Origin of the sequence: Streptomyces violascens (assembly GCF_014649955.1) — a bacterium.
Classification (GTDB): Bacteria; Actinomycetota; Actinomycetes; order Streptomycetales; family Streptomycetaceae; genus Streptomyces; species Streptomyces violascens.
On sequence record NZ_BMUA01000020.1, the window covers coordinates 94,658 to 117,640 of the forward strand.

At 68.0% G+C, this 22,983-nt stretch carries 21 protein-coding genes and 2 pseudogenes; 14 read left to right on the forward strand and 9 right to left on the reverse strand.

The window, feature by feature from the left end; genetic code table 11:
- Window positions 1-41: 41 nt before the first annotated feature.
- A complete protein-coding gene (locus IE206_RS30460) occupies window positions 42-980 on the reverse strand; it encodes a ScbA/BarX family gamma-butyrolactone biosynthesis protein (protein WP_264199036.1) in 939 nt (312 codons plus the stop codon).
- 120 nt (window positions 981-1,100) lie between these two features.
- On the opposite strand from IE206_RS30460, the gene IE206_RS30465 reads away from it, so the two are divergent.
- Both IE206_RS30465 and IE206_RS30470 read left to right on the forward strand, forming a co-directional pair.
- The gene (locus tag IE206_RS30465; protein ID WP_189967745.1) at window positions 1,101-1,733 is read left to right on the forward strand and encodes a ScbR family autoregulator-binding transcription factor; all 633 of its coding nucleotides are present in this window, start codon (window positions 1,101-1,103) and stop codon (window positions 1,731-1,733) included.
- A 17-nt stretch (window positions 1,734-1,750) separates the two neighbouring features.
- Entirely contained in the window at window positions 1,751-2,701 is a 951-nt protein-coding gene (locus IE206_RS30470) for an NAD-dependent epimerase/dehydratase family protein (protein WP_189967825.1), read from the forward strand.
- Window positions 2,702-2,767: 66 nt separating this feature from the next.
- On the opposite strand, the gene IE206_RS30475 is transcribed toward IE206_RS30470, so the two are convergent.
- The 3 genes from IE206_RS30475 to IE206_RS30485 are packed head-to-tail and all read right to left on the reverse strand — an operon-like array spanning window position 2,768 to window position 6,483.
- On the reverse strand, window positions 2,768-4,003 hold the full coding sequence (locus tag IE206_RS30475) for an acyltransferase family protein (protein ID WP_226600140.1): 1,236 nt from the start codon (window positions 4,001-4,003) through the stop codon (window positions 2,768-2,770).
- Window positions 4,000-5,214 (reverse strand): MFS transporter, encoded by a 1,215-nt coding sequence (locus tag IE206_RS30480; protein WP_226600142.1) that lies wholly within the window; start codon window positions 5,212-5,214, stop codon window positions 4,000-4,002. The genes IE206_RS30475 and IE206_RS30480 overlap by 4 nt, the downstream gene beginning before the upstream one ends.
- A gap of 39 nt (window positions 5,215-5,253) precedes the next feature.
- On the reverse strand, window positions 5,254-6,483 hold the full coding sequence (locus IE206_RS30485; protein WP_189967748.1) for an MFS transporter: 1,230 nt from the start codon (window positions 6,481-6,483) through the stop codon (window positions 5,254-5,256).
- A 166-nt stretch (window positions 6,484-6,649) separates the two neighbouring features.
- Between IE206_RS30485 and IE206_RS30490 the strand changes: the two genes are divergently transcribed.
- The 8 genes and pseudogenes from IE206_RS30490 to IE206_RS43650 all read left to right on the forward strand — a co-directional run.
- Window positions 6,650-7,108 carry a MarR family winged helix-turn-helix transcriptional regulator gene (locus IE206_RS30490; protein WP_189967750.1) on the forward strand — a complete coding sequence of 153 codons (459 nt, stop codon included), beginning with the start codon at window positions 6,650-6,652 and terminating at the stop codon, window positions 7,106-7,108.
- A 331-nt stretch (window positions 7,109-7,439) separates the two neighbouring features.
- Window positions 7,440-8,663: a sedoheptulose 7-phosphate cyclase gene (locus IE206_RS30495; RefSeq protein ID WP_189967752.1), complete on the forward strand. Its 1,224-nt coding sequence runs from the start codon at window positions 7,440-7,442 to the stop codon at window positions 8,661-8,663.
- Window positions 8,660-9,697: an ROK family protein gene (locus tag IE206_RS30500; RefSeq protein WP_189967754.1), complete on the forward strand. Its 1,038-nt coding sequence runs from the start codon at window positions 8,660-8,662 to the stop codon at window positions 9,695-9,697. The genes IE206_RS30495 and IE206_RS30500 overlap by 4 nt, the downstream gene beginning before the upstream one ends.
- Window positions 9,694-10,848 (forward strand): alcohol dehydrogenase catalytic domain-containing protein, encoded by a 1,155-nt coding sequence (locus IE206_RS30505; RefSeq protein ID WP_189967756.1) that lies wholly within the window; start codon window positions 9,694-9,696, stop codon window positions 10,846-10,848. The genes IE206_RS30500 and IE206_RS30505 overlap by 4 nt, the downstream gene beginning before the upstream one ends.
- Window positions 10,845-11,630 carry an SDR family NAD(P)-dependent oxidoreductase gene (locus IE206_RS30510; RefSeq protein WP_189967758.1) on the forward strand — a complete coding sequence of 262 codons (786 nt, stop codon included), beginning with the start codon at window positions 10,845-10,847 and terminating at the stop codon, window positions 11,628-11,630. Before IE206_RS30505 ends, IE206_RS30510 begins: the two co-directional genes overlap by 4 nt.
- Entirely contained in the window at window positions 11,627-12,454 is an 828-nt protein-coding gene (locus IE206_RS30515) for a sugar phosphate isomerase/epimerase family protein (protein WP_189967760.1), read from the forward strand. The genes IE206_RS30510 and IE206_RS30515 overlap by 4 nt, the downstream gene beginning before the upstream one ends.
- A gap of 8 nt (window positions 12,455-12,462) precedes the next feature.
- The gene (locus IE206_RS30520; RefSeq protein WP_189967762.1) at window positions 12,463-13,551 is read left to right on the forward strand and encodes an MDR/zinc-dependent alcohol dehydrogenase-like family protein; all 1,089 of its coding nucleotides are present in this window, start codon (window positions 12,463-12,465) and stop codon (window positions 13,549-13,551) included.
- A 258-nt stretch (window positions 13,552-13,809) separates the two neighbouring features.
- Window positions 13,810-13,999, forward strand: a pseudogene (locus IE206_RS43650) (hypothetical protein); the annotation flags it as partial.
- A 275-nt stretch (window positions 14,000-14,274) separates the two neighbouring features.
- Here IE206_RS43650 and IE206_RS30525 read toward each other — a convergent pair.
- The 4 genes and pseudogenes from IE206_RS30525 to IE206_RS30540 all read right to left on the reverse strand — a co-directional run.
- A pseudogene (locus tag IE206_RS30525) lies at window positions 14,275-15,280 on the reverse strand (IS1380 family transposase); the annotation flags it as partial.
- Window positions 15,232-15,429 (reverse strand): hypothetical protein, encoded by a 198-nt coding sequence (locus IE206_RS30530; protein ID WP_189967837.1) that lies wholly within the window; start codon window positions 15,427-15,429, stop codon window positions 15,232-15,234. The pseudogene IE206_RS30525 and the gene IE206_RS30530, both read right to left, overlap by 49 nt.
- Window positions 15,426-15,911: a hypothetical protein gene (locus IE206_RS30535; RefSeq protein ID WP_189967764.1), complete on the reverse strand. Its 486-nt coding sequence runs from the start codon at window positions 15,909-15,911 to the stop codon at window positions 15,426-15,428. The genes IE206_RS30530 and IE206_RS30535 overlap by 4 nt, the downstream gene beginning before the upstream one ends.
- 625 nt (window positions 15,912-16,536) lie before the next feature.
- The gene (locus IE206_RS30540) at window positions 16,537-16,992 is read right to left on the reverse strand and encodes a hypothetical protein (protein ID WP_189967766.1); all 456 of its coding nucleotides are present in this window, start codon (window positions 16,990-16,992) and stop codon (window positions 16,537-16,539) included.
- A gap of 329 nt (window positions 16,993-17,321) precedes the next feature.
- Here IE206_RS30540 and IE206_RS30545 point away from each other — a divergent pair, with 329 nt between their 5' ends.
- Window positions 17,322-18,935, forward strand: a complete 1,614-nt coding sequence (locus IE206_RS30545) for a translation initiation factor 2 (RefSeq protein ID WP_226600143.1) — start codon at window positions 17,322-17,324, stop codon at window positions 18,933-18,935.
- On the opposite strand, the gene IE206_RS30550 is transcribed toward IE206_RS30545, so the two are convergent.
- On the reverse strand, window positions 18,932-20,956 hold the full coding sequence (locus IE206_RS30550) for a tetratricopeptide repeat protein (protein WP_189967768.1): 2,025 nt from the start codon (window positions 20,954-20,956) through the stop codon (window positions 18,932-18,934). The genes IE206_RS30545 and IE206_RS30550 overlap by 4 nt on opposite strands.
- Window positions 20,957-21,291: 335 nt before the next feature.
- On the opposite strand from IE206_RS30550, the gene IE206_RS30555 reads away from it, so the two are divergent.
- From IE206_RS30555 to IE206_RS30565, 3 genes are all read left to right on the forward strand, one after another.
- Window positions 21,292-21,453, forward strand: coding sequence for a hypothetical protein (locus IE206_RS30555; protein ID WP_189967770.1), 162 nt, complete (start codon window positions 21,292-21,294; stop codon window positions 21,451-21,453).
- 14 nt (window positions 21,454-21,467) lie between these two features.
- Window positions 21,468-22,112 (forward strand): disulfide bond formation protein B, encoded by a 645-nt coding sequence (locus IE206_RS30560; protein WP_189967772.1) that lies wholly within the window; start codon window positions 21,468-21,470, stop codon window positions 22,110-22,112.
- Window positions 22,113-22,311: 199 nt separating this feature from the next.
- Window positions 22,312-22,731, forward strand: a complete 420-nt coding sequence (locus IE206_RS30565; RefSeq protein WP_189967774.1) for a TOBE domain-containing protein — start codon at window positions 22,312-22,314, stop codon at window positions 22,729-22,731.
- Window positions 22,732-22,983: the final 252 nt, after the last annotated feature.

The following is a 22,983-nucleotide window of genomic DNA, read 5'->3' on the forward strand; positions in this document are numbered from 1 at the left end:
TTCAGGAAAGAGCGGGTGCGGGCAGAACCCTCGGAGCCTGTTTACACAGCGGTCAAGTCGACTTGAGCGGTGAAGACTTCCTCATCGCGCTGCCAGGCGGATACCAGGACCCGCCGAGCGCCAGCCGCGCCGCTGGAGAGCGGGCGGGCCTTGATCCAGCAGGGTGCGTCGAGCTCGGTATAGCGCAGGAAGCGCGTTTGCATCCCGGTGACCGTCACCGCGTCGGTAACGCGATGCACGCTTGCCTGCGCAGCTTGGCGTGCCGCCTCCAGCAGCAGCATGCCCGGAACGTGGTCGACCGGGTGGTCGAAGAGGATCCGGTGTGAGGTGTCGATCCTCAACTGCCAACTACTCTCGCTCGAAGGGGAGAGGACGACGTCCTCGTCTCGTCTCCTCCCCACCTGGTACGCGGGAACAGGGGCTCTGACGGGTAGGGCGCGTGCGTTTGCCCAGCCGACGTCCGAGTAGATCCCGCGGAGGCGCGCATAGACAACGGGGTCCCGCACGGTTAAATGCGTCCGGGCGCTGGCAAGATGAACGCCTTCCCTGTACACCCGCGCAGAAAGAGTCATGGCCGATGCTCTCGTTCCGCGGTACTTCACGTCGCTGCACCTGATGTGCAGTTCCAGATCGGCTGCCCGCCCCTGGAAGCGAAGCAGAGCAGGCTCAAGATCCCACTCGTGACCCTGCCAGACCAGCTGGTGCCCGAAAGGCACGTTGTACGCGGCATGGGAGAGCAGAGGGAACGTCTGCCGTACCGTCTCGCTCAGCTGAAGAGGATCATGCAGGGCGTGACGCACTTCATAGAATTCGTGCTCTTTCGGCCAGGTAGCGTGGACGACAAAGCCGTCCGGCGCGACCTGCTGCCAGCCGGCGAGGAGGACCTCCGCCGGATTCACCTTGTGGGTACAGGCCGGGGGTACAGGCGTGCAGGGCGTGACTCCGATTCCCCCGTCATACGCATGCTGAAGTGGCGCCAAGACAGTCTTCCCTACTGCTTACACCCAAGTGCCTTCGCACTGACGTTTGATGTACGGCACATATAACATAACGACCATTATTCTTGCTTGTCTAGGAGGGCCTGGGTGCAGGTGGACCGGATGCCACAGCCCATGCAGCCGCGTGCGGCTCGCACGCGGGAGGTGCTTCTCAGGGCTGCGGCGGAAGTGTTCGCCGAGGTCGGCTACACACGTGCGAGTCTCGTCAAGATCATTGAACGGGCGGGACTGACCACCGGCGCTGTGTACTTCCACTTCAAGTCCAAGGAGGGACTCGCGCGCGCCGTGATCCACGAGCAGGCGGCGGACGTGGAGTTCCCCCAGGGCGAACCCGGATTGCAACACTTGATCGACATAACCACGCACCTGGCGGTGGAACTGCAGCAGAACACCCTGCTTCGCGCGGGGGTACGGCTCGCGGTGGAGCAGAACGAGGTCGACCTTCAGGAGTACGAGATCTACCGCTGGTGGGCCGAGCGCTTCAAGGAGGAATTGGCAGCCGCGCGGCTGAAGGGGCAGCTACTGCCGTCGGTCGACGAGACCGCCTTCGCCTCGCTCCTGGTCGCCGCCTACACCGGCACCCAGATCATGTCGCAGCTCGCCACGCAGCGGGCCGACCTGCCCGGTCGGATCCTGAGCCTGTGGCAGTGTCTGCTGCCCGCCCTGGCCCCCGCCAACGCCATCGCGCAACTGACGATTCCCGTACCCGGGTCCGCCGGACAGGGCGGGGCGTGAACCGCCTGCGCATCGCGATGACCGGAGCGACCGGGTTCATCGGCTCCGCGGTGCTGCGCTGTCTCCTTGACCCGGCATCGCCAGTTCCCGCGGCCGAGGTCCGGGCCCTCGTACGCACACACCCGTCCCGGTCCGCGCCTGCGCCCCGACTCTCGTGGATCCAGGGTGATGTGACGCAGCCCCGCTCGCTACGGGGACTGTGTGAAGGCGCGGACGTCCTGATCCATCTGGCATCGCGGATCACGGGAAGCGAGGATGAGTGCGCAGCGGTGAACGTCGGCGGTGCTCGCGCCCTCGTGGAGGAGGCTCAGGCTTCTGGAGTCGAGCGGATCATCCATCTGTCCACGGCCGCGGTGTACGGCCATGGCCCTCATCGCGGGATCACGGTGGACGAAGTGGCTCCGGCGCCTGTCTCGTCGGCCAGCCGTACGCGACTGCAGGCCGAGCGCATAACAGCGGCAGCCGGAAGCACCGTGCTGCGACCGGGGCTGGTCACCGGAGCCGGCGATCGCTGGGTCGTGCCGACGCTCGCAGATCTGGTGGAGCAACTGCCCGCTCTCTGGAAGGGCGGAGAGGGGCTCTCATCGATGGTGGACGTGGCGGATCTGGCCCGGTTGATCGTGCGGCTGGCGATCATGCCGAACCGGCCACCGGCCAGGGTCTTCCACGCCAGCCATCCGCTGCCGGTCCGCAACCGGGATCTGATGACGGCGCTCGACCGACTGGGAGTTCTGCCCCTGCCGACGGCCGACTGGCCCTGGGAGGTCTGCCTGGACCGCCTACGACAGTCATCGGGAAGGGTGAGTGAGCGGCAGTTCGCTCTGCTGGCCGACGACAACTGGCAACAGAGCGAGGACATCTGGCGCCTCGCCCGTCTCCAGGAAGGCCCTGGACCGCTGGCCCGGCTGTCGGCGGCCGCACCGTGGTACACGTCGCACCTGGCCGACCGACGGGCGCCGCGCAAGTAAGCCGGTTCACGCGCACTCCAGGGCCAGCCCGGCCGGGCTGGCCCTGGAGTGCGCGCTTGATGTTCCTCAGCCAGCCACCGGCTGCGACTGCTGCTGGACGTGACTCTCCTCGGCCGGGACGGCCGGTGCGGGCGGGGCTGCCTTTCGCGCACGTCCCCAGCGTCGCATCACGGGGCGCTCGACACAGGTGTACAGCACCCAGCCGCCCACCACGGACACGGCGAGGATCACGCCGAGTACCGCGATTCCAGCGGGAGTTCCCACGCGCCCCTCGTCCATGATCATCGTGCGGACCACATACATGACGACGTAGTGGATGACGTAGAAGCCGAAGGAAATCTCTCCCAGCCAGATGGCGACCCGGCTGCGCAAAAAGGTGCGCCGTTCTGCGATATCGATCCGGGCGACGGACACAATCAGCAGCGCGAGCGGAATGGCCGTCACGGCATACAGCCCGTACAGCCACGGGGCAGCAAGCGCTGCCGCGTACGACAGAACGACCAGCGCACCCGCCGCCCCCACAGGAAGCCGGATCCAGCGGCCGGCCAGCACGGCACGCGCGGTGATCATGCCCAGGACGAACTCGAAGAGCCGGACCGGGGGGAAGTTGTAGGCGAACCACCACTGCATGACGGACAACGGATACTTCTCGGGCGTCTGCGGCGAATCCGGCAACAAGAACTGCACCACGAGCTGAACGCCGATCATCCCCGCCACCATCAAGCCGGCCCACAGCCACAGACGCCGCACCGGGATCTTCCTGACCAGCATCAGGAAGAAGGGGAAGAGGAGGTAGAAGAGCAGCTCACTGCAGAGGGACCAACTCGGAAGATTGACGCTGATGAAGGTGTCGTGCTGCGGGAACCATGAGTGGATGAGGAACAGGTTGGGAAGCCACGCGGACACCGGGGTGAACTGCGCGGCGAACAGGAGCATGGCCAAGACCCAGACCACGACATGGTTGGGGTAGATCTTCAGCAGGCGACGGCGCCAGAACGAGGTGAGCCGGTCACTGTCCTTCGCGGACCAGGTCAGCACGAATCCGCTGAGGATGAAGAAGAAGGACACTCCCATCCAGCCGGCCTTGCTGAAGAGCCACTCGTAGCCGTGGGCCACTTCCTTGTCCGCGAAGGGACTCAGCGGAAAGTTGGTCAGCGAGGAGTGGAACGCAAAGACCAGGACGGCAGCGAAGAAGCGCAGGCCGGTGAGCGACGGGAGCCGAGCGGCCGAGCGCGACATGGTGCCGCGTATCGAGGGATCACCGGAAGCCTTGGAGCGCGGACCGCTCGGTTGACTGCTCATGATTCGTTCGACCCTGACAGCGCCACGGCAACGGGCTCGGACCGGGGAGTGGGCTTCGCCTTGTCGCGCCGCCGCTCGGAGAATGCCAGCTGCACGATGACCAAGGTGCCCAGGGCGACCAGTACCGCGGCTGCAAGAGGCACGCCCCGGACACCGAAGCCGAGGTCGATCACTTCACCGCCGTACCAGGAGCCGACGGCCGCGCCGACTCCGAACGCGGACATGTTCGCCGTCAGCGACAGCGTGGGCGCATCGGCCGCCGTGGACAGAACACGGGTCTGCAGGCCCGGGATGAGCGCGAACGTGGCCACGGAGAACAGGAACACGAAGACGCCACTGAGCGCCATGACGGGGCTGACAAGGCAGTAGAGGGCACACGTGAGGGTCAGCAGGGCGGACAGCCCGATGAGACTGGCCATCAGAGCGCGATCGGCCAGCTTGCCGCCGATCATGTTGCCCACGATGGAGCCCACGCCGTAGGCGATGAGCAGTCCGGGGACCCAGGAGTCGGCGAAGCCACTGACGTCGGTGAGCAGCGGCACCATGTAAGTGATCAGGGTGAACATGCCGCCCGAGCACAGAGCCGTCGCCACGATCGTGCCCAGGACGTTCCACTTCCTGAAGACCTTCAGTTCGCGCGAGACACCGGAGTTGTCCGTAGCGCCCTTGGCCTTCGGAACCGTCAGGAACACCAGCAGCGCGGCTGCCACACCCAGGACGGCGATGGTGCCGAAGGTGGTTCGCCAGCCGAAATGCTGTCCCACGAAAGTGCCTAGAGGGACACCGAGGACCGTGGCCAGATTGATTCCGAGCTGCGTGGCGGCGACCGCGCTGCCTGCCTTCTCCTTCGGCACCATCGAGCCGGCCGTGACCACGCACAGCGCGACGAACGTGCCGTGGATCATCGCGGTGATGATGCGGCCGACAACAAGTACCGTGTAGTTACCGGCGGTTGCTGACACGACATTACCGATGACGGAGAACACGAGGAGGCCCGTCATCAGCGCGCGTCGTTCGATGCGCGTGGTCAGCAAGGTGACCAGCGGTCCGCCGAAGGCCATGGTGAGGGCGTAGACCGCCACGAGCAGGCCCGCCGTGGAAATGCTCACCGCAAGGTCGTCGGAGAGTTCGTGCAGCATTCCGCTAGGGACAAGCTCGGCCGTACCCACGCAGAAGATGGCCAGGATCAAGCTGACTAGTCGGATAGGCATGATGTTCCTTTGGTGGTTACTGAGGGGGGAGACCGTCGCTCACGACGCCTTCTCGGCGAGATCCGCCCGTGCGGATCCTTCTTCGAGCGGAGGAAGCGCCGAGGAGTCGTGACGACTGCGGGACCACATGGCCAGCGAGAGGGCCAGGGCGACTGTGGTCGCGAGAGCGGCGGTCAGAGGGACTTCCCGGACGCCGAAGCCGAGGTTTATGGTGGCGCCGCCGAGCCACGCCCCGAGTCCGTTGCCAAGGTTGAAGGCGGACACATTGGCTGAGAGCGCGAGAGCAGGGGCGGCGGCGGCCACTGCCAGGATCCGCGCCTGCAACGCCGGGATGATGGAGAAGCCGGCAGCGCCGAAGACGAAGAGCGCGACGGCCGAGGGAATCTGGTGTGGAGCCGCGGCCCAGAAGATCACCAGTGCGGCGAGGAGCGCGGCCTGCGCCACCAGGACTCCCCGCATGACGTTGGTGTCGGCCGCCTTGCCCCCGAGGAAGTTGCCCAGAACCGAGCCGACACCGAAGACGATGAGCAGCACGCCCACCGCGGGGGCCGCGAAGTGGCCGACGTCTCGCAGGAGCGGTGCCAGATAGGTCGACGTCGTGAACACCGCTCCTTGAGCGAGCACGGTGATCAGCATGGAGAGCTGGAGGCTTCCCTTGCGGAACACCTTCAGCTGCTCGCGGAGCGAGAGGCTCTCCCCGGCGGCGTCTTGGCTCTCGGAGAGCAGCACCTTCGGGACGAACTTCTGGATCAGCAGACTGCACAGTACGGCGAAGACGGTGACGTAGACGAAGGTCGCCCGCCACCCGAACTGCTGGCCTATGAAGGTGCCGATGGGGGAGCCGAGAACGTTGGCGAAGTTGAATCCCAGCGCGATCTTCGCCATGGCGGTCGCCTGCTTGTCCGGCGGGGACATGAGTGCGGCGACATGCCAGGCCACTGCGGCAAAGGTGCCGTGACTGAGCGAGGTGAAGACGCGCGCGCCCATCAGGGTCCCGTAGTTGGGGGCCAGGGCAGCGATGACGTTGCCCGCGATGAAGACGCCCATCAGGCTCAGTAGCAGGGCTTTGCGGGACCATTTGGCGGTGAGGAGGGTGATGATCGGACCACCGATGGTCACGCCCAGCGCGTAGCCGGTGACCAGCAGCCCGGCCGTCGGGATGGAGACGTTCAGGTCGGCCGACATCTCGGGCAGGATCCCGGCGATGACGACCTCGGCGGTCCCCACGCAGAAGACCCCGAGCATCAGGGCCAGTAGAGGCAGTGGCATGGCGACCGGAGCCTTTCGTAGGAAGCCAGTAATTAAAATGTATGCGAATGCATGTAGATAATGGCTGAAGGTGCCCGCCTGGTCAACCGCCGCAAGGAGTTAGGCTGAGGAGCGGGGGCGACTGGATATCGGCGACGTTCGAGAGACTCACTGAAGGGCCGCGTCAATGGAGACTTGGGCACCACGCACGGGGCGGGACGAGGTCGCCCTGTGGCGGCAGCTCACACTCTTGATGGAGCAGGTCAACGCGGCGGCGGGCAAGCGATTGACCCGCAGCCACGGCGTCTCCGTGAACGAGTTGCTGCTCCTACTCTCCCTGACGGAACGGCGTGACGGCACGCTCCGGATGTCCGACCTGATCAGGACCCTCGGAGCCAGTCAGCCGGTCGTCAGTCGCATGGCCGCCCGGCTCGAGGACGCCGAGTGGGTCGCGCGCCGCAGCGCCTCCGACGACAAGCGCGGGGTGGATGTGCAGGTCACCGCCGCAGGTAGGCGGATCGCGGGCGAGGCCGAGCGAACCCTGCGCAAGACCCTCGCCGAGGCACTCGATGCGGCGGCGCTGAACGACTCCACCGCTTCCCTGGTCGCGCGGCTGCGGTACGCGCCGGCCGTGCCGCTCGACTGACCAGCTCGCGTCCCCTTGGAAGGGGCGGCCTCGACATCGGGTCACCAGCCCGACGCCGAGGCCGCCCCTTTTTCCGTAGGAGCTGCACGTGAAGCAATTTCATGCATTCACATGCATCTAATGTGACCCCTGTCACGTTGCGATGTATCCATCTGGCGCAATAGTGTTCGATCTTGTTGGGACGCCGGATGGCCGGATCTGTCCCCTTCGGGGCCCGTGCGACCGTCCCCTTCCTGCCGCTGTAGCTCCACAAACGATGACGTCCAGCTGTTCCCAGCCACAGCGAAGCCACTCACGCCCAGTGACTCAAAAGCTCCCTGGAGGTCTTGCCATGTCTACTGCCACCGCACCTCAGCCCACCGAGGTCAAGCCCTCTGCCGATCTGCCCAAGCCGCCTGGTCTGCACTGGAACGTCCGCGCGAAGCAACCTGTGGACTACAGCGTCAGCATGGTCCGAGGACTGCTGGACCTGGAGAACTCCACGCTCGCCCGCGCCTGCGGCGGCGGTATGGGGAAATCGTTCCGCTGCCTGCTGGTCATCGACGCGGCAGTCGACCAGCTGTACCGAGAGCAGTTCGCGGAGTACTTCGAGCGCTGGCAGATCGAAGCCCACTGGCAGGTCGTCCAGGGCGATGAGGACGCGAAGTACCTGGAACAGGCCGTCCGTGTCACCGAGGCCATGTCCCGCATGGGAATCCTGCGTCGGGCCGAGAAGGTCGTCGCGGTCGGCGGAGGCGTGGTGCTGGACATCGTCGGCTTCGCCGCGAGCATGTACCGCCGCGGAGTCCCCTACATCCGCGTCCCCACCACCCTGGTCGGGCAGATCGACGCAGGGATCGGAGTCAAGACCGGTATCAACTACGGACACCACAAGAACCGGCTCGGCGCCTACTTCGCCCCGGAACTCGCCCTGATCGACCCGGACTTCCTGCGCACCATTGATCCGCGGCACGTGGCCAACGGCCTCGCGGAGATCATCAAGATGGCATTGGTCAAGGACGCTGCTCTCTTCGATCTCCTGGAAGCAACGGTCGGCACCATCACTCCCGAGACTCTGGCCACTTGTGGCTCGGCGTTGAGCGAGGTTCTGTCACGGGCGATCTCCGGCATGCTCGACGAGCTTGAGCCCAACTTGTGGGAGCAGGTGCTGGAGCGATCCGTCGACTACGGCCACACCTTCAGCCCGTCCCTGGAACTGCGCGCAGATCCTCCTCTGCTCCACGGCGAAGCTGTCGCCGTCGACATGGCGATCTGCGTCGCGCTCGCCCACCTGCGCGGGCATCTGTCGAGGCACGACACCGACCGCGCGCTGAAGCTGCTTCAGGGTTTCCAACTCCCCATCACACACCCGATCTTCACCCGCGACCTGCTTGAGGAAGCACTCGCCGATGCGGTCAAGCACCGCGACGGGCTGCAGCGCGTGCCTCTGACACGGGGCATCGGCTCCGTCGTCTTCGCCAACGACCTCACCACTGAAGAGCTGGGCCGGGCACTGGAGTTCGTCGACACATGGCGGGTGGGTGCCGATGCCAAACCGGTCGGTGCGGGAGTATGAGCACCGCCATCACCGTCTTCGACGTCGGCGGAACGCATATCCGCCAGGCATGGTGGCTACGTGAGGGAGAGCTGCGCGCCCGAACCTCGCGTCCTTCCCCCAGCTTCAAGCGCTTCCCCAATGCCACGGCAGCAGAACTCCAGGACATGATGGTCCGGGAGTTGAGCGACGCGGTAACGGAGACGCCCGAGGCCGTCGTCGGCGTCTCCTTCGGAGCCGCACTCGACCACCGCACCGGCATCGTCTACGCCTCTGCTCCTCTTTGGGGCGACCACAGTGAGCCGTTCGACCTGCAGGCCGCACTGTCCGCCCGTCGACCTGACGTCACATGGCATATCGTCAACGACGTCACGGCAGCACTCCTGCACGCCGCCGCTGCCCCCGGTCGGATGGGGCACCGCAAGGTGCTGCTGGCCACCATCAGTTCGGGTATCGCCTGCAGGACCATCGACCAGCGACATGGTCAGATCTCCGTGGACGGCTGCGGACTGCAGGGAGAGATCGGCCACTTGCCGGCCGTTGCCGAACTGGCCGGGCGTCCGGTCACCTTGAACTGCGACTGCGGGGAGCAGGGACACCTGGCAGCGTGTTCCTCCGGCCCCGGCATCGCGCAGATGGCACACGTCCTGCAGCAGCGGGAACCCGAGCGATGGGCCAACTCGCTTCTTGCGCAACTGATTGCTGACGGCGTCGCCTTCGAGCGGGCATTCCGGAGCGCTCTGGACGAGCAGGACAGCCTGGCGATCGAATTGCTCGACGCGGTGACCGCCCCCGTCGCAGCCGTTCTGCGCACTGCGCTGTGCCTGGATCCGGAGATCGACGAGACGGTCCTGACCGGTGGCGTCGTACACGGACTGGGACAGCACTACCGACATGCCTTGATGGGACACCTCACCCGACAGGGCCTGTACCTGACCAGCGAGCGCACTCCCGAGTGGCTGGAGCAGCGCGTCACTGTCAGCAGCCCCGGGGAGGCCGACAGCCTGGCAGGCGCGGGGATCGCGGCGTGTACCGGAGCGAGCGTGGCGTCATGACAGCCGCTGAACACATACCGCACCACCAGGCGCTCGTCCGGGAGGCCGGGCGGGTGAGACTGCGCGTGCGGCCCACCCATGCACCCGCACCGGGCGAACTGCTCGTGGCCGTACAGGTCGCGGGGCTGTGCGGAACGGACATACAAATGCTCCGCGGGCTGCGCGACGACCCGGCTCCGGTCATCGGCCACGAAGGCATCTGTCATGTCGTGGCGGCCGGAACGGGAGCGCCGGACTCCCTGTCGCCGGGCACCCCGGTTCTCGTCAACCCGACACACAGGTCGGACCCGTCCTTCCTGCTCGGACACAATGTGGACGGGCTGATGCAAGAGCGCACCCACATTCCCGCAACTGCGGTGCACGACGGCCTCGTCGTCCCCCTGACACAGCCCCCTGACCCCGTCCTCGGCACACTGATCGAACCGCTGGCCGCCGTCTGCTATGCCTTCGCTCTGCTCGGCACCGTCGGTCCACGCACGCTCGTGGTGTACGGCGACGGGACTATCGGTCAGCTTGCTGTACGCGCTGCCCGTCGATGGCTCGGGGAGGACGTTCGCGTTGTCCTCGTGCATCACAGCCGTGACGGACTGGAGTGGAGCGCCCGACACCCGGTTGCCGGCACCGAGTTGCTGCTGGACGGGGAGGGGCACGAGGCACTCCGTCTGGACGGGCCGACAGCAGTGCTTCTCGCGACGCCGCGCACTGGCACCCTGAACGCGCTGGAGTCAGCACTGCGTCTCGACTGCCGCGACCTGACCATAGACATGTTCGGCGGCCTTCCGCCCGGCGCTACCAGTGCCTTGCTACCCGGAGTCGACCTGGCTGCCGTCCGGGCCGCCAACTGCGCGGGACTCCCCGTGCCGGCAGCCTTCACACGGGTGCGCGGTCCGCAGGGCCGATCCGTACGGCTGACCGGTCACCGAGGTGTAGGCAACGACCATCTCCTCGAAGCCGCTGCCGAACTGGCCGGACGGCCGGATCTCTACCGCGACCTGGTGACCCATGTCGTGGAACCGCGAGAGGCCGCCAAGATCATGAACAGCCTGTCGGCCGGTCTCGGCCGGAATGTCGCGGGCAGCCGTCTCATCAAGCTCGCGGTGCAGTTCCCCCGGACGCCTCCTTCCTCATCCCTCTCATCGGAGTCCGCATGACAGCGCAGAACTCAGCCCGCCGTGCGCTGGTCGTCGGTGGTTCCACCGGTATCGGCCGCGGGGTCGCGGACGCATGGGCCCAGGCAGGACTCGACGTCACCGTGCTCAGCAGGTCCGCTCCCGCGGGCGCCGGCGCCGGCCTTCTCCGATGGGTGGCCACGGATCTCACCGACACGGCCCAGATCACGGAGAACCTGGCGCGTGCCACGGGCACCCCGCTCCACGCCGTGTGCTACTCGGCGGTCCACTACGGCGATCGACGGACCCTGTTCAGGGACTGCAGCGAGGCGGAGTGGCGCCGCCAGGTGGAGGTCAATCTGCACGGCCTCTGGCTGACGCTCTCCCGGACGTTGCCTGTCCTCCGGCGTCCCGGCGATCCCGGCGTCTTCCTCGGCATCTCCTCCGAGGTCGTCTACAACGCCGGACCGGGGCGATCCGGATACGCCGCCTCGAAGGCGGCTGCCTCGGCTCTGCTCGACTCGATCGCGCAGGAGGAGAGCGCCGAAGCACCGGATGCCGAGGCCGTGCGCATCACGCAAGCCCTCCCCGCCGGCATGGTCGACACCCCTGGGATCCGGCGCCGCCGCCCCGACGGATTCGACTACAGCGCCTACATGACGCCCGCGAGTTTCGCCCCGCTGGCCCGGGAACTGGCAGCGACGTCCGGTGCAGGTCTGCACGGTGCGCAGCTCGTGGTCGACGGCGACGGTATCTGGTTCCCGGTGGGCGAGCAGCTGCCCGTCTCGCAGAGCCGCACGCTGTCGGCGGAGCCGGTGTCGTGACGCGGGTACCCCTCGTAGGACTCGTCGACTGGCGACTGCCCGGGGACCACTTCGACGCCGTCGAGCTCGTGCACGACATGGGCGTCGAGGGTCTTCAACTCGACCTCGGCGGTCCGGGCAGAGGCCCGTGGCTGGATGCCCCTGGCACGGTGGACCGCCTTCGGGACGACTGCTTCCGACGGGGAGTGAGGCCGCTCGCCGTCGCAGGCAACACGCTCAACGACATCGGTCTCCTTGTGCCGCCCGGTGGCCAGGAGGCGGTGAACGTCCGCCGCGTCCTGCTTCGGGTTCTCGAAACGGCGCAAGCCCTGGGTGCACCGCTGGCGTTCGTCCCCAGCTTCCGTCGCAGCGAGATCAACGACGTCCACGACCTGCGGCGGACCGCCGCCGTGCTCTCCTGGGCCGCACGAGAGGCAGCAGCACGCGGACTGCTCCTGGCCAACGAGAACGCCCTGGCCGCCCCCGACTCGCGAGCACTGGTGGAGGCGGTGGCGGAACCGAACTTCCGGCTGCTGCTGGACACCTACAACCCTCGCGCGTACGGAGTCGATGTGGCGACCCTGATCGAGGCGACCCATGAATGGATCGCCCCTCAGGTACACCTCAAGGACGGCAGGGACGGGGTGGTTTCCCAGGAGCTGCTCGGTGACGGGGACGGTCAGGTGTGGGAGGCGCTCACCGCGCTTGAGAAAGCGGAAGTCACATGTGATGCCCTGGTCCTTGAGAACGATTACCGCGACGGCGGAATTCAGCGCCTCGCTGTCGATGTCAGACGAACCCGCGACCGCACCGCTCGCGCGGACACGTCGGCCGCACTCGCTTAGGAGTTACGTTGCTGAACCTCCCGTCCGAGTACAGGACAACCACGCTCAAGGACGGCACAGTGAGCCTTGATACCCGCGCCTTTCCACATGAGGCGCTGGGCGAGCAAACTGTCGTGATCAGGCCCGATTACATAGGAATCTGCCGGGCGGACACCAAAGAGATCTACGGATCTCGCGATGTCCCGGAGGACCGGGGTCCGCTATTCGGTCATGAACTTGTCGGCACTGTTTCCTCCGCTGGGGCGGCTACGGGGTTTCGCGAGGGCGAGACCGTGACCTTCAATCCGAACATCACGCCGACGCGTACCACTGGATTCGCTGAGTACATCTTTGTGCACGGCACGGCAGAACAGCTGGAGCAAGCCGTCGTGCGTGTTCCAGAGGCTGGAATCCGGAGCAACATCTGGATGCCGGAGCCGTTCTCCTGCATCGTTCATGCGCTGAAGAAGCTGCTCGAACTGGCTGATCTCGACTCGCTCCGCGGGAAGCGGGTGGCAGTCATCGGCGCCGGATGCGCCGGCCTCATGTTCGCCATGTATGCCCGGCATCTGGGCGCGGACATGACCGTGTTCAACCGCAACGAAGACCGGCGGTCCTTCGCACGCGAGCAGGGAATCCTCGCCGAAACGGAAATCTACGCGCTCGCGGACGTCGAGGAATTCCGCGACGGTTTCGATGTCGTCATCATCGCTCCCACCATTGTCAGTACGGACATCCTCAAAACGTCGGCAGCGATAGCGGCCGATGGCGGAATTCTCTTCGTATACGGCGGTACGCGCGCGGGAGACACCTTCCCCCCCAGCAAGGCTGATATCGACACGATTCGCAGGCAGGAACTCAGCGAGTCCGTGACGCACCTGGGAAAGCAACTCGACATTTCAGGCGCCTATGGGTGTTATAGGGAAGACTACGAGGAGGGGTTCAGGCTGCGCGCAGAATATCCGGAAGCGTTCCCTCTCCAGAAACTCACCTCTCGGTTGATCAGTCTCGAAGATTTCCCCGAGCTCGTCACGGACATCGCCGCGGGAAAGAAGGACCTGCCCGGAAAGGTGTTGATCGAGATGCCCTCCGCGAAGCGATACATAAGTAAGGCATGAGGAGAAGGCCACGGCATCCGCAGTGCGATTTCTTTCCACTCCGGCAGAAGCTCCTCGTCGGTCGAGCGCGGAACAGCGAGGGCGGGGAGCTACCGGAGTGATCACGGCTTGCCCATGCACACGCTTGGCGGCCCTCGTCGACGGCTGTCGGCGCAGGAAGTAGCCCTGTGCCACGCCGCTGCCGTCGGCCAGGGCCGCCGTCCGGAACGTGTGGGAGGGCGCCTTCGCCAAACTGGCTCCAGATACCTGGGCTGTCGCGTGAACCTGTCCGACCGGCACCAACGCCTGTTGGCCGATGTACTCGCCGTAGGGCTCCTACCCGCTCGCAGTCACTGGTGGCCATACGGTCCAAGCGCACAGCTTGATCAACCGGCTCAGCCAGGACCTCGACGTCGCGACCGCGAACCCGGACTCCATAGAAAGCATCGTCGCCATTGTCCGAAGAGGGCCCCCTCGCCACCTGGTTTGCCGAGCATGAGATCTGACCCCGGGCAGGAGGCATCGTGAGCGAATTCGGCACGTCGCCGGACGAAGGCCGTGACAAGCGGCTGGCTGGCTCTGGCCTCGATCATTCATGAGAGTCCATCAGGTCCCTTTGCGGTGGGTGTCGGTCGGGATTTTCGGCGTCTGGGTAGGTTGAGTGCCCGGCTGTCGCGTCGGGTGGGCGCCGGGTTCCACGGCTCCGGTGGGCTGGTGACGCTCGCAGGGATGGGAAAGTGCTGGTCAGCCGGGGTTCGGGAGGGCGTGGAGCCGGTTTAGGGCGTCGGTGATCACGTCGGTCCAGGGCCAGTGCTTGGCAAGGCGGAGGTATCGGCGGCGGCCGGTGGTGACGAGCTGGGCAGCAGTGGAGAACAACCGGAGCCGCAGGCGGCGGCGTTCCCGCAGGAGGGGCTTGCCGGTCAGGGCGAGCATCAGCATCCAGGTCGGCAGGTCGAGGGCGATCTGCACGCTCTCCAGCCAGATCTGGTTCTGCGCGGCGTCGCGGAGGGGGAGGCTGCGCAGGCCGGTGGCGCGGGCGGCGCGGATGCGGTCTCGGCCCGGGCTCGCTGCCGGTGGCGCAGTTCGAGAGCGGCGATCGCCCGGCCAGCCGTGTTGGTGGCGAAGCAGGTCAGCCGCATGCCGTCGGCATCGGTGAAGCGCAACTCGGCGCCGGGGTGCGGGCGTTCCTTGCGCACGATCAGCCGCAGCTCCTTCGGCCAGCCGGCCAGGCAGTCGCCGGCGAGTTCGGCGACCCAGGCGCCGTCGCGGATGTCGCCGTCGGGCTCGACAGCCGGCGTCCAGGCCGGGGCCGGTACCTTCAGGACGGCCTGGTGGATGGCGTCGGTGATGGTCATCCCGACCGAGTACGACAGCCACCGCCCGCGCCGGGTGAGCCAGGCGACGAACTCGTGGGTGCCGCCGCCGGAGTCGGTGCGGATCAGCGTCTGGCGTCGCCGCCGGAGCCTTTCGGCAGCTGGGCCATGGCCAGCCTGGTCTGTGGGCCTCGCCGTGGTCAGCGGCGGTGTTGGAGCCCGCGCTGCCGGGCCGCAGCAGGCCCACGACCGGCTCGTCGCATCCGCTGCGGCCGTGGTTGTCGCCGAACCCCATCACCGGGTGGTGCCCGAATGTCTTCTTCCAGGTCGCGGTGGCGTCCTGGTTCTCGGAGTGCGCGATGACAGGTATCGCCGTCGATGTCCACGATCACCTGCCTGCCCTCGTCCGGCGCCCTCTCGTCCGCCAACGTCCAGACCAGCTCAGCGTCTGTAGGTCCTGAAAGAGTTCGTCCACCAACACGTGCATCCCGTACACCAAGGCGCCGGCCGCGAGCTTGGCGTCCTCCGGCAAGGCACCGAAGTCCAGCTCGCCCCCTTCTTCGTCTTCATCCTCGTCATCGATCACACCGAACATGACAGGCGGAAAGGAGCGGAGCTCAGCCGCCATGGCCAGCAATCGGTCGCGTGTGGCCGCAGCAGCTGCTGCCGCGTCATATTCGTCCCCGCGCCACTCCCGGCTGCAGCCTGCGCGGCATGGCGGGCCTTGCGAGAGGCCGGATCATCGGGCGGAGCGTCCGGGCCGTCAGCGGCGGCGAGGCTCTCCTGGGCTAGGTCGGGGTGGAGCTGGACCTCGCACCGATCGACCGTCCACTCGGCCAGCAGGTCGGAGCGCTCCAGCAACTCTCCCACCACCGAACGGACCGCCTCCTCGGCGAACTCCAGCGCCGGAGCGTCCACGAAGATCTTGAGTAGCGCTCCGCCCGGATAGACGGCCACGATCGTCTCGTGAAGGTCGACCTCCATCCCGTCCGGGCCTTCGATGCCCTCCACCGAGTCGAGCCCGGATTCGAGGATCGCCACCCCGCCTGCGCGTTGCAGGAGGTCCATCTCCGGAGCACCCGCCGGAATGCGGGTTTCCAGCTCACCGCATATGTCACGACGGCCAGCGTGGCAGGCCAGGACCATGCCGCGGGGGAAAACGGCCCATTCCCAAGTGCCCTTGCTCCCGCAACCTGGCTCTCTCGTCACATGAGCGCGCGCAACCGACGGATCGGATCCGAGCAGCTCTCGCACCTCAACAAGCCGCCTCGGCCGCCGTGTGCCCCAACCGTGCCCTCCAGACCGGAAATCCCCGGTCAACAACGGTGCGATCCGATCCGCGCCAGGAGCCATCTGAGCCCCTGTTTTCGCAGGTCAGGCAGCACACCAGCCCCTCAGAACCCGTTGATTCCCAAGCTTAGAGCGCGGGTTCGATTCCCGTCACTCGCTCCAGAGCCAAGGCCCAGGTCATCGACCCGGGCCTTTTTGCTGTGCGGTATCGCTCAGTTGTCGCGTGATGTGGCGTTCATACGTCATGGCACCCGGCCCGCTCCCACCTCGTGCGATGTGCGGGCATGGTCGGGGCTGCGCCTCGCCGCGCCCGCCGCGCCGACCGCCACCTCCGCCCCCTGCGCCTCGTCGCCCCCATCACACCCCGGGTCTTCGCCGGTCCGACCACGCCGGGTCCGGGACGTCACCGGGGGCGGCAGCACTCCTGTGCCACCGAGACGAAGGACAGCTTCGCCCGGTTCAGTTCGTCCGGCCGCTCATGGCGTCGCAGACAGTCGACGAGATGCTGCGCCGCCGCGGCGGCTTCCGGCGGGCCCTCCAGGAGCATCAAGCCCAACGCGCGTTGCAACGCGACGTCGCCGTCGGCCTGGCCCCGCCCGTTCCGCTCGGTGAGGATCCCGGTCTCCGCGGCTCCGAGGAACTCCGCGTACGTCTGACGGCGCTGGGCGAACTCGCGGTGGCCGGCCTCGGCGTGGAGCGTCATGCGAACCGATTCGAGCAGTGCCTCCGCCTGGCGGTCCGCGGCGTGCCCCGCCGCGGTGGCCTGCCGGATGCCGGCGCTGCGGCCGAACCAGCCGGTGACGACGCTGCCCACGATCGCCGACCCCGCCGCGATCAACGCGATCCCCCAGTCACTCATGCCGCCATCCTCGCCATCGGCCAAGGCGTCCCGCATTCCCTTGCCGAATGTGCGGCGCGAATCACTCCCGGCGCCTCGCCAACCGCGCGCGATAAGATCGGATCATGTCGCCCGACGACGCGAACGAAACCGCCCTGACCTGCGGAAACAGCCATCTCCACCCTCCAGTTGTCGGTAGACTGAACACTTCGGGACGACGGACGACGGACGACGGACGACGGACGACGGACGACGGACGACGGACGACGGACGACGGACGACGGACGACGGACGACGGACGACGGACGACGGACGACCGGCGAACCGTTCTCTTCGCTGCCCGGTCGGCCGTGGCCCTGTACCGCCTGCTCGACGTTCTTCCCATATTTTCCGGTGACCACAGGATCACTCGCCTGTTCACCCTGGTCCCTGGTTCCGAGTTCGGAGCCGACGCCCTCTCCGCGATCGACGCCCTCGGGGGCCGGACGGTCCCATGGAGCGAGGCCGGCGGTCGCGAGTACGACCTGGTCGTCGCCGCGAGCCCGAAAGGCGACCTGAGCCTGCTGCGCGGGCCGCAGATCCTCCTGCCGCACGGCGCGGGGTTCAACAAGTCGATTCCCGGCGAGGGTTCGGCCGACTCGGCGTCCGGCCTCGACCCGGCGTATCTGCGACGGAGCCACGGTCACGCCCCGATAGCACTGCACGCCCTGGCCCATCCCGAGCAGGTCTCCCGGCTGGCCGCCACGGACCCGCGGGCCGCCCGGCGCGCGAAGGTGGTCGGCGATCCCACCCTGGAGCGCTTCCTCGCCTCGGCGTCCCTGCGCGACCGCTATCGGGCCGCATTGGGCACCGGGGGCCGCGAGCTGCTGGCCCTGGTCTCCACATGGGGTCCCGAGTCCCTCATCCGGCAGCACCCCGGGCTCCCCGCTCGGCTCGCCGCCCAACTCCCTTACGATCAGTATCAGTTGGCACTCCTGGTCCACCCCAACGAACGCAGCCTGCTCGGTGCGTACGACTTGGCCGAGCGCCTGGCGCCGGCCCTCGATGCGGGAATGCTCCTGCCGGATCCGCACGAGGAATGGGCCTCCGTGCTGATCGCCGCCGATGCCCTGGTCACCGATCACGGATCCGCGGCGCTGTACTACTGCGCCGCCCAGGACCGCCCCGTCGTGAGCGTCCATCGGGCCGGGGGCGAGCTGATCCCCGGCAGCCCCATGGACGTACTCCTGTGCGGTGTACCGCAGTTGGGGCGCGCCGAGGACATCGTCGACGCGCTGCGGGCGTATCGGCCGGGCTCCGGGCAGGCGGCCGCTCGGATGGCGTTCGCGCGCCGCGGTGAGGCCGCCGGCCTCCTGCGCACCGAGGCCTATGCCCTGCTCGGTCTCACGCCTCCGGCGCACCGCGTCGCGCCCCGGCTCCTGCCCTCGCCCGGGCCCGCGCCGCGTGTCCCCGCGGCATTCGACGTGCGGGTGGAGAACACGGCAGCGGGGGTCCGGATCAGTCGGCATCCCGCAGGCGCCGGGCCGCCCGGTCATCACCTGGCGGTGGAACACGGCGCCGCCGACGAACGGTTCGCTCGTTCCGCGGGCCTGTTGTACCGCCGTCCACTCCCGGAATCCGCCGCTCCCCTGGACGCGGCCTGGACCGCCGGCGGGTGGACGCGGCACGCCCTGTCCGCCTACCCGGGCTGCCGTTCGGCCGCAGTGCTGCTTCCGTACGATCGATGCCTGCTCAGAGTCCGTGGTCATGAGCGGACGTACGCCGTCGAGGCCGAACCGCGGTCCGAGGACGGCCGGATCGTACGGATCGACCCGGCCGTCACGCTGTCGGCCGTGCACGCCCGGCTGCTCTCCCCTCACCCCCTCGGGGCCGGCCCGACCCGCATGGCCTGCCTCGTCGGCGAGCGGGCCTTCCACGTCACCCTCCGTCCGGCCACGGACGCCGAGGAGCAACGGGTGATCTAGACCAGGCCGTCGCGTCGCCGGAGGTCCTGGGCCGCCGTACGGTGCGTCTCGGCAGCCGCCGGGTTCCCCTCGGCCGCGTGCAGGTCGGCGAGGGCGTCGTGGACGCGTGCCCGGTCGAAGCCCGAGCGGCGCCGGCCGGCCCGCGCCAGCGACTGCTCGTACAGCTCACGTGCCTCGGCCGTACGCCCGAGCCGGTGGAGGACGCCCGCGAGGGCGAACGCCGAACGACCGATCAGCCGCTCGCGGTTCTGGGCCACGAACCCGGCGTGTGCCTCGCGCAGCAGATCACGGGCCGCCTCAAGGTCTCCCGCCATCGCGTTCGCCTCGCCCATCCGGTACGTCTGGAGCAGGACGCCGTACGGATTGGGAATCGCCCGGTGCATGTCGCGGGAGGCGGTGAAGTCCGCCAGCGCTTCACTCCACTTGCCGCGTACGCCCTTGAGCATGCCGCGGTGCTCAAGGGCCGAGGCGGCGAGCTTGCCGTCCCGTTCGGGGTGCTCCAGCAGAGCAAGGGCGGACATCGCGCCGTTGAGCTGGGCCTCTGCCTCGGTCAACTCCCCTGCCTCCCACAGCGATCGGGCCAGCTGGCAGCGCGTGCGCACCAGCCACCTCGCGTTCCCGTCCCGGACCGCCGAGTCGACGGTGCGGCGGAACAGCTCGGTCGCCTCGGACTGGTGCGGATGATCCAGGGCATGCGTCCACGCGGGCTCGGACAGGGCCACGACCTCGGTGTCCAGCGCACGGCCGTGGGCCAGGCGGGAGCAGCCGAACAGCACGTGGCGTTCCTCGTACAGCCAGCGCGCCGCCCGCTCGGCGCGCTCGGCCCGCGCTGCGTCGTCCGCGGCCGCTTCCGGGTCCTCCAGCGGAACGTCCGGCGCGCCGGGAACAGGGTCGAAGAGGCCCACGACGGTCAGGCGGCCGCCGGCGGCGAAGCGGTCGGCCAGCTGTGCCTGCCGTACGAACCAGCGCAGCAGCCGCACCTGTGCATCGGCCACCTCCCCCTCGGCCGCCTCGCGGCGGGACCGGCGCAAGGCGTGCGCGCGCTGCGGTCCGGGCAGCCTCAGCTGGCCGGCCTCCGTCAGCGACAGCAGCCGCAGATCGAGTAATCCGGCCCGGTGCAGCTCCTCCAGGGCGTCCTCGCAGGCATCCGGTCCGAGTCCCGACAGCGCCGTGGCCGAGTGGAGCGTGAACGTCGCACCGGGGTGATGCGGAAGCAGCCGGTAGAGCAGGGCCGCCGGGCGGGACAGATCCTCGTACGCCATGTCCCAGACGTGCTCCACGCCGTCCACGCCCTTCTCGTCCAGCTCGGCCTGGAGACCCGCGAGAATGCGGGACAGCGGACGCAGCCGGTGTGCGCGCACCCACCGGCCCGCCACGTGCAGCGCCGCGGGCAGACCGTCGCACAGCCGGACCACCGCCCGCGCCGCCTCCGGGTCCGCGGCCAGCCGGTGATCGCGGGCGATCAGCTCAAGCAGCTCTGCCGCCGCCTGCTCCTCCAGTGGCGGCAGCGCCAGGTCCACCGCGGCTCCGGCTTCGAGGTCGTGCAGCGGACCGCGACTCGTGACGATCACCACGCTGTGACCCGACGCCGGAAGCAGGGGGACGATCTCCGAGGCATAACGCGCGTTGTCCAGCAGCAGGATCAGCTTCGTCCCGGAGTCCTCGGAGGTCCTGTTCCAGTACTGCCTGCACCGAGCCGCGTACTGAGCCTGCACCCGCTCCGGCGCCACATCGAGGGAGATCAGGAGCTGGGAGAGCACATCACCGGGGTCCAGCACATCGCCTGCCCGGAAGACGTCGAGGTCGACGGACAGCACACCATCGGGAAACGTGTCGCGTTCGAGCAGAGTCCGGGCAAGCAGGCCGGCCAGCTCCGTCTTCCCCAGGCCACCCGGCCCGCTCAACGACAGGACCAGCGGACGGGAGCGACCCTGCCATTCCGTCACGGCGCGCACAGCGCGTTCTCGCTCCTCGTCGCGGTTGACGAAGTACACCGGACCCGGCGGAAGTTCGACCCTCACAACAGCCCCTCGCCCCTACGTAGCGCCCTGCACGCACCACCTGACGATCATGCACTCTAGAGACTTTCACCGCCCGGCGTCCGGCACGGCCGAAGTCCCGAGAGCCGCGGTGCGAACGGAGGACGGTGTGCCGCTTACCGCGGCCGGTCCGCCCATGAGCTCACGGGCCTGGCGGTCGCCCCGACGGGCTTCGGACAGGCCCCGCCCTCACCCGGACCGGGGCCATAGATCCGTTCTATGGATGCATTGGTCCGTTACGGCTACCCGCCCCGCGCGGACGGCCGGAGGGTGGAGGCAAGAAATCAACAACGGACCCCCGATGAAGCTGGGACCTCATGTACACCCTCCTCTTCCTCCTCATCCTCCTGTGTGTGATGGCAGTGCTCCGCGACTGGCCGGCCCGCGCCCGCAGCCTGCTCTGGGCCGGGACCCTGGCCGCCACGGCGATCGCGTTCCTCCCCCACGTCATCACCCACACCTTCCACATCGCCCTCTGAGGGGGAGAGTTCACATGAGCACCGCAACCGCGACCACCGCCCGGATCAGCTCCACCAGCCCCGTACGGCTCTCCAACCGGCTGGGCCTCTGGTTCGCCCACGCCTACGTCGTCGGACTGTGCGGCACCCTCGCGGGCGCCTACTTCTTCCAGTTCGGGCTGTGGGAGTACCCCTGCCCCATGTGCCTGCTGCAGCGGATGTTCTTCCTGCTCAGCGCGGTGGGCCCCGCCTGGATCATCGCCCGTTCCCGCAAGGGCGAGGTGACCACCCGCGCGTGGGCCTCCGGGTGGGGCTGGGCCATCATGGCCGCCCTCATCGGCAGCGTCGTCTCGGCCACCCAGGTCCTGATGCACATCGTGCCCCCCGACCCCGGGTACGCCGGCGCCCTGTTCGGCCTGCACCTGTACACCTGGGCCCTGATCGCCTTCCTCGGCGCGGCCGTGGCCGCCGCGGCGGCCCTGTTCCTCACCCCCCGGGCCGAGCCCCTGAACGCCACCGCCGCCTCGCCCCTGCTGCGCAAGGCCGCCACCTTCACCCTGGCCGTGATCACCGTGTTCGCTGCCAGCAACCTGGTCGCCTGCTTCCTCCTCGAAGGCATCAACTGGCAGCTGTCCGGCGACCCCACCAGCTACCAGTTCTTCACCGACCTCGGCCTCTGACGGTCCCCCAGGGATGCCTCCCGCACCCGGGCCCAGGAAACTCCGGGCCTTCACGCCCGTCGAATCTGCCACCCTCGCCTCCGGAGAAGGCCCGCGGATGCGACACGCTTCGCAACGCGGCCCCCGGACGCCGATAGCGTGGAGCATGTTGCAGGCCAAAGCCTGACGAATCGGAACCACCTATGTGAGGCGTTTCTTCATGAGCCTGAGCATCCGCAACCAGATCGCCGGCACCGTCACCGCCGTCACCCCCGGCGAGGTCATGGCGACCGTCAAGGTCCGTCTCGACGGCGGCCAGGACATCACCGCCGCGATCACCCTCGAAGCCGTCAAGGAGCTCGGTCTCGCCGAGGGGTCCGCGGTCAAGACCCTGATCAAGTCCACCGAGGTCTCGCTGGCCACCGGCCCGGTCGAGGGCCTGTCCATCCGGAACCAGATCCCGGGCACCGTCGCCGACGTGGCCACCGGTGGCGCCATGGCCTCCGTCAAGGTCGACGTCCAGGGCGGCGAACTCACCGCCGCGATCACCAAGGACGCCGTCGCCGACCTGAACCTCGCCACCGGCACCTCCGTCGTCGCCCTGATCAAGTCGACCGAGATCTCCCTCGCCGCCGCCTGATCGACCCCACCACACATGCCGATGGGCCTTGTACCTGACCAGGTGCAAGGCCCATCGGCATGCGGGCCCTCTCAAACCCCCCTGCCTTCCGCCAACTCCCGTACGGACAACGTGAGTTGGTCTGAGTGATCCGTGCCAGGACTGCCCTGCGGCACTCGTCCGGCCGGCCTTCCCCGCCTGCCGGACTCACCGGGCCGCGGCCCCTGAAACCGTGCTGAAACCGCGCTGAACCCGGGCCGTCGCAAGCTCTGC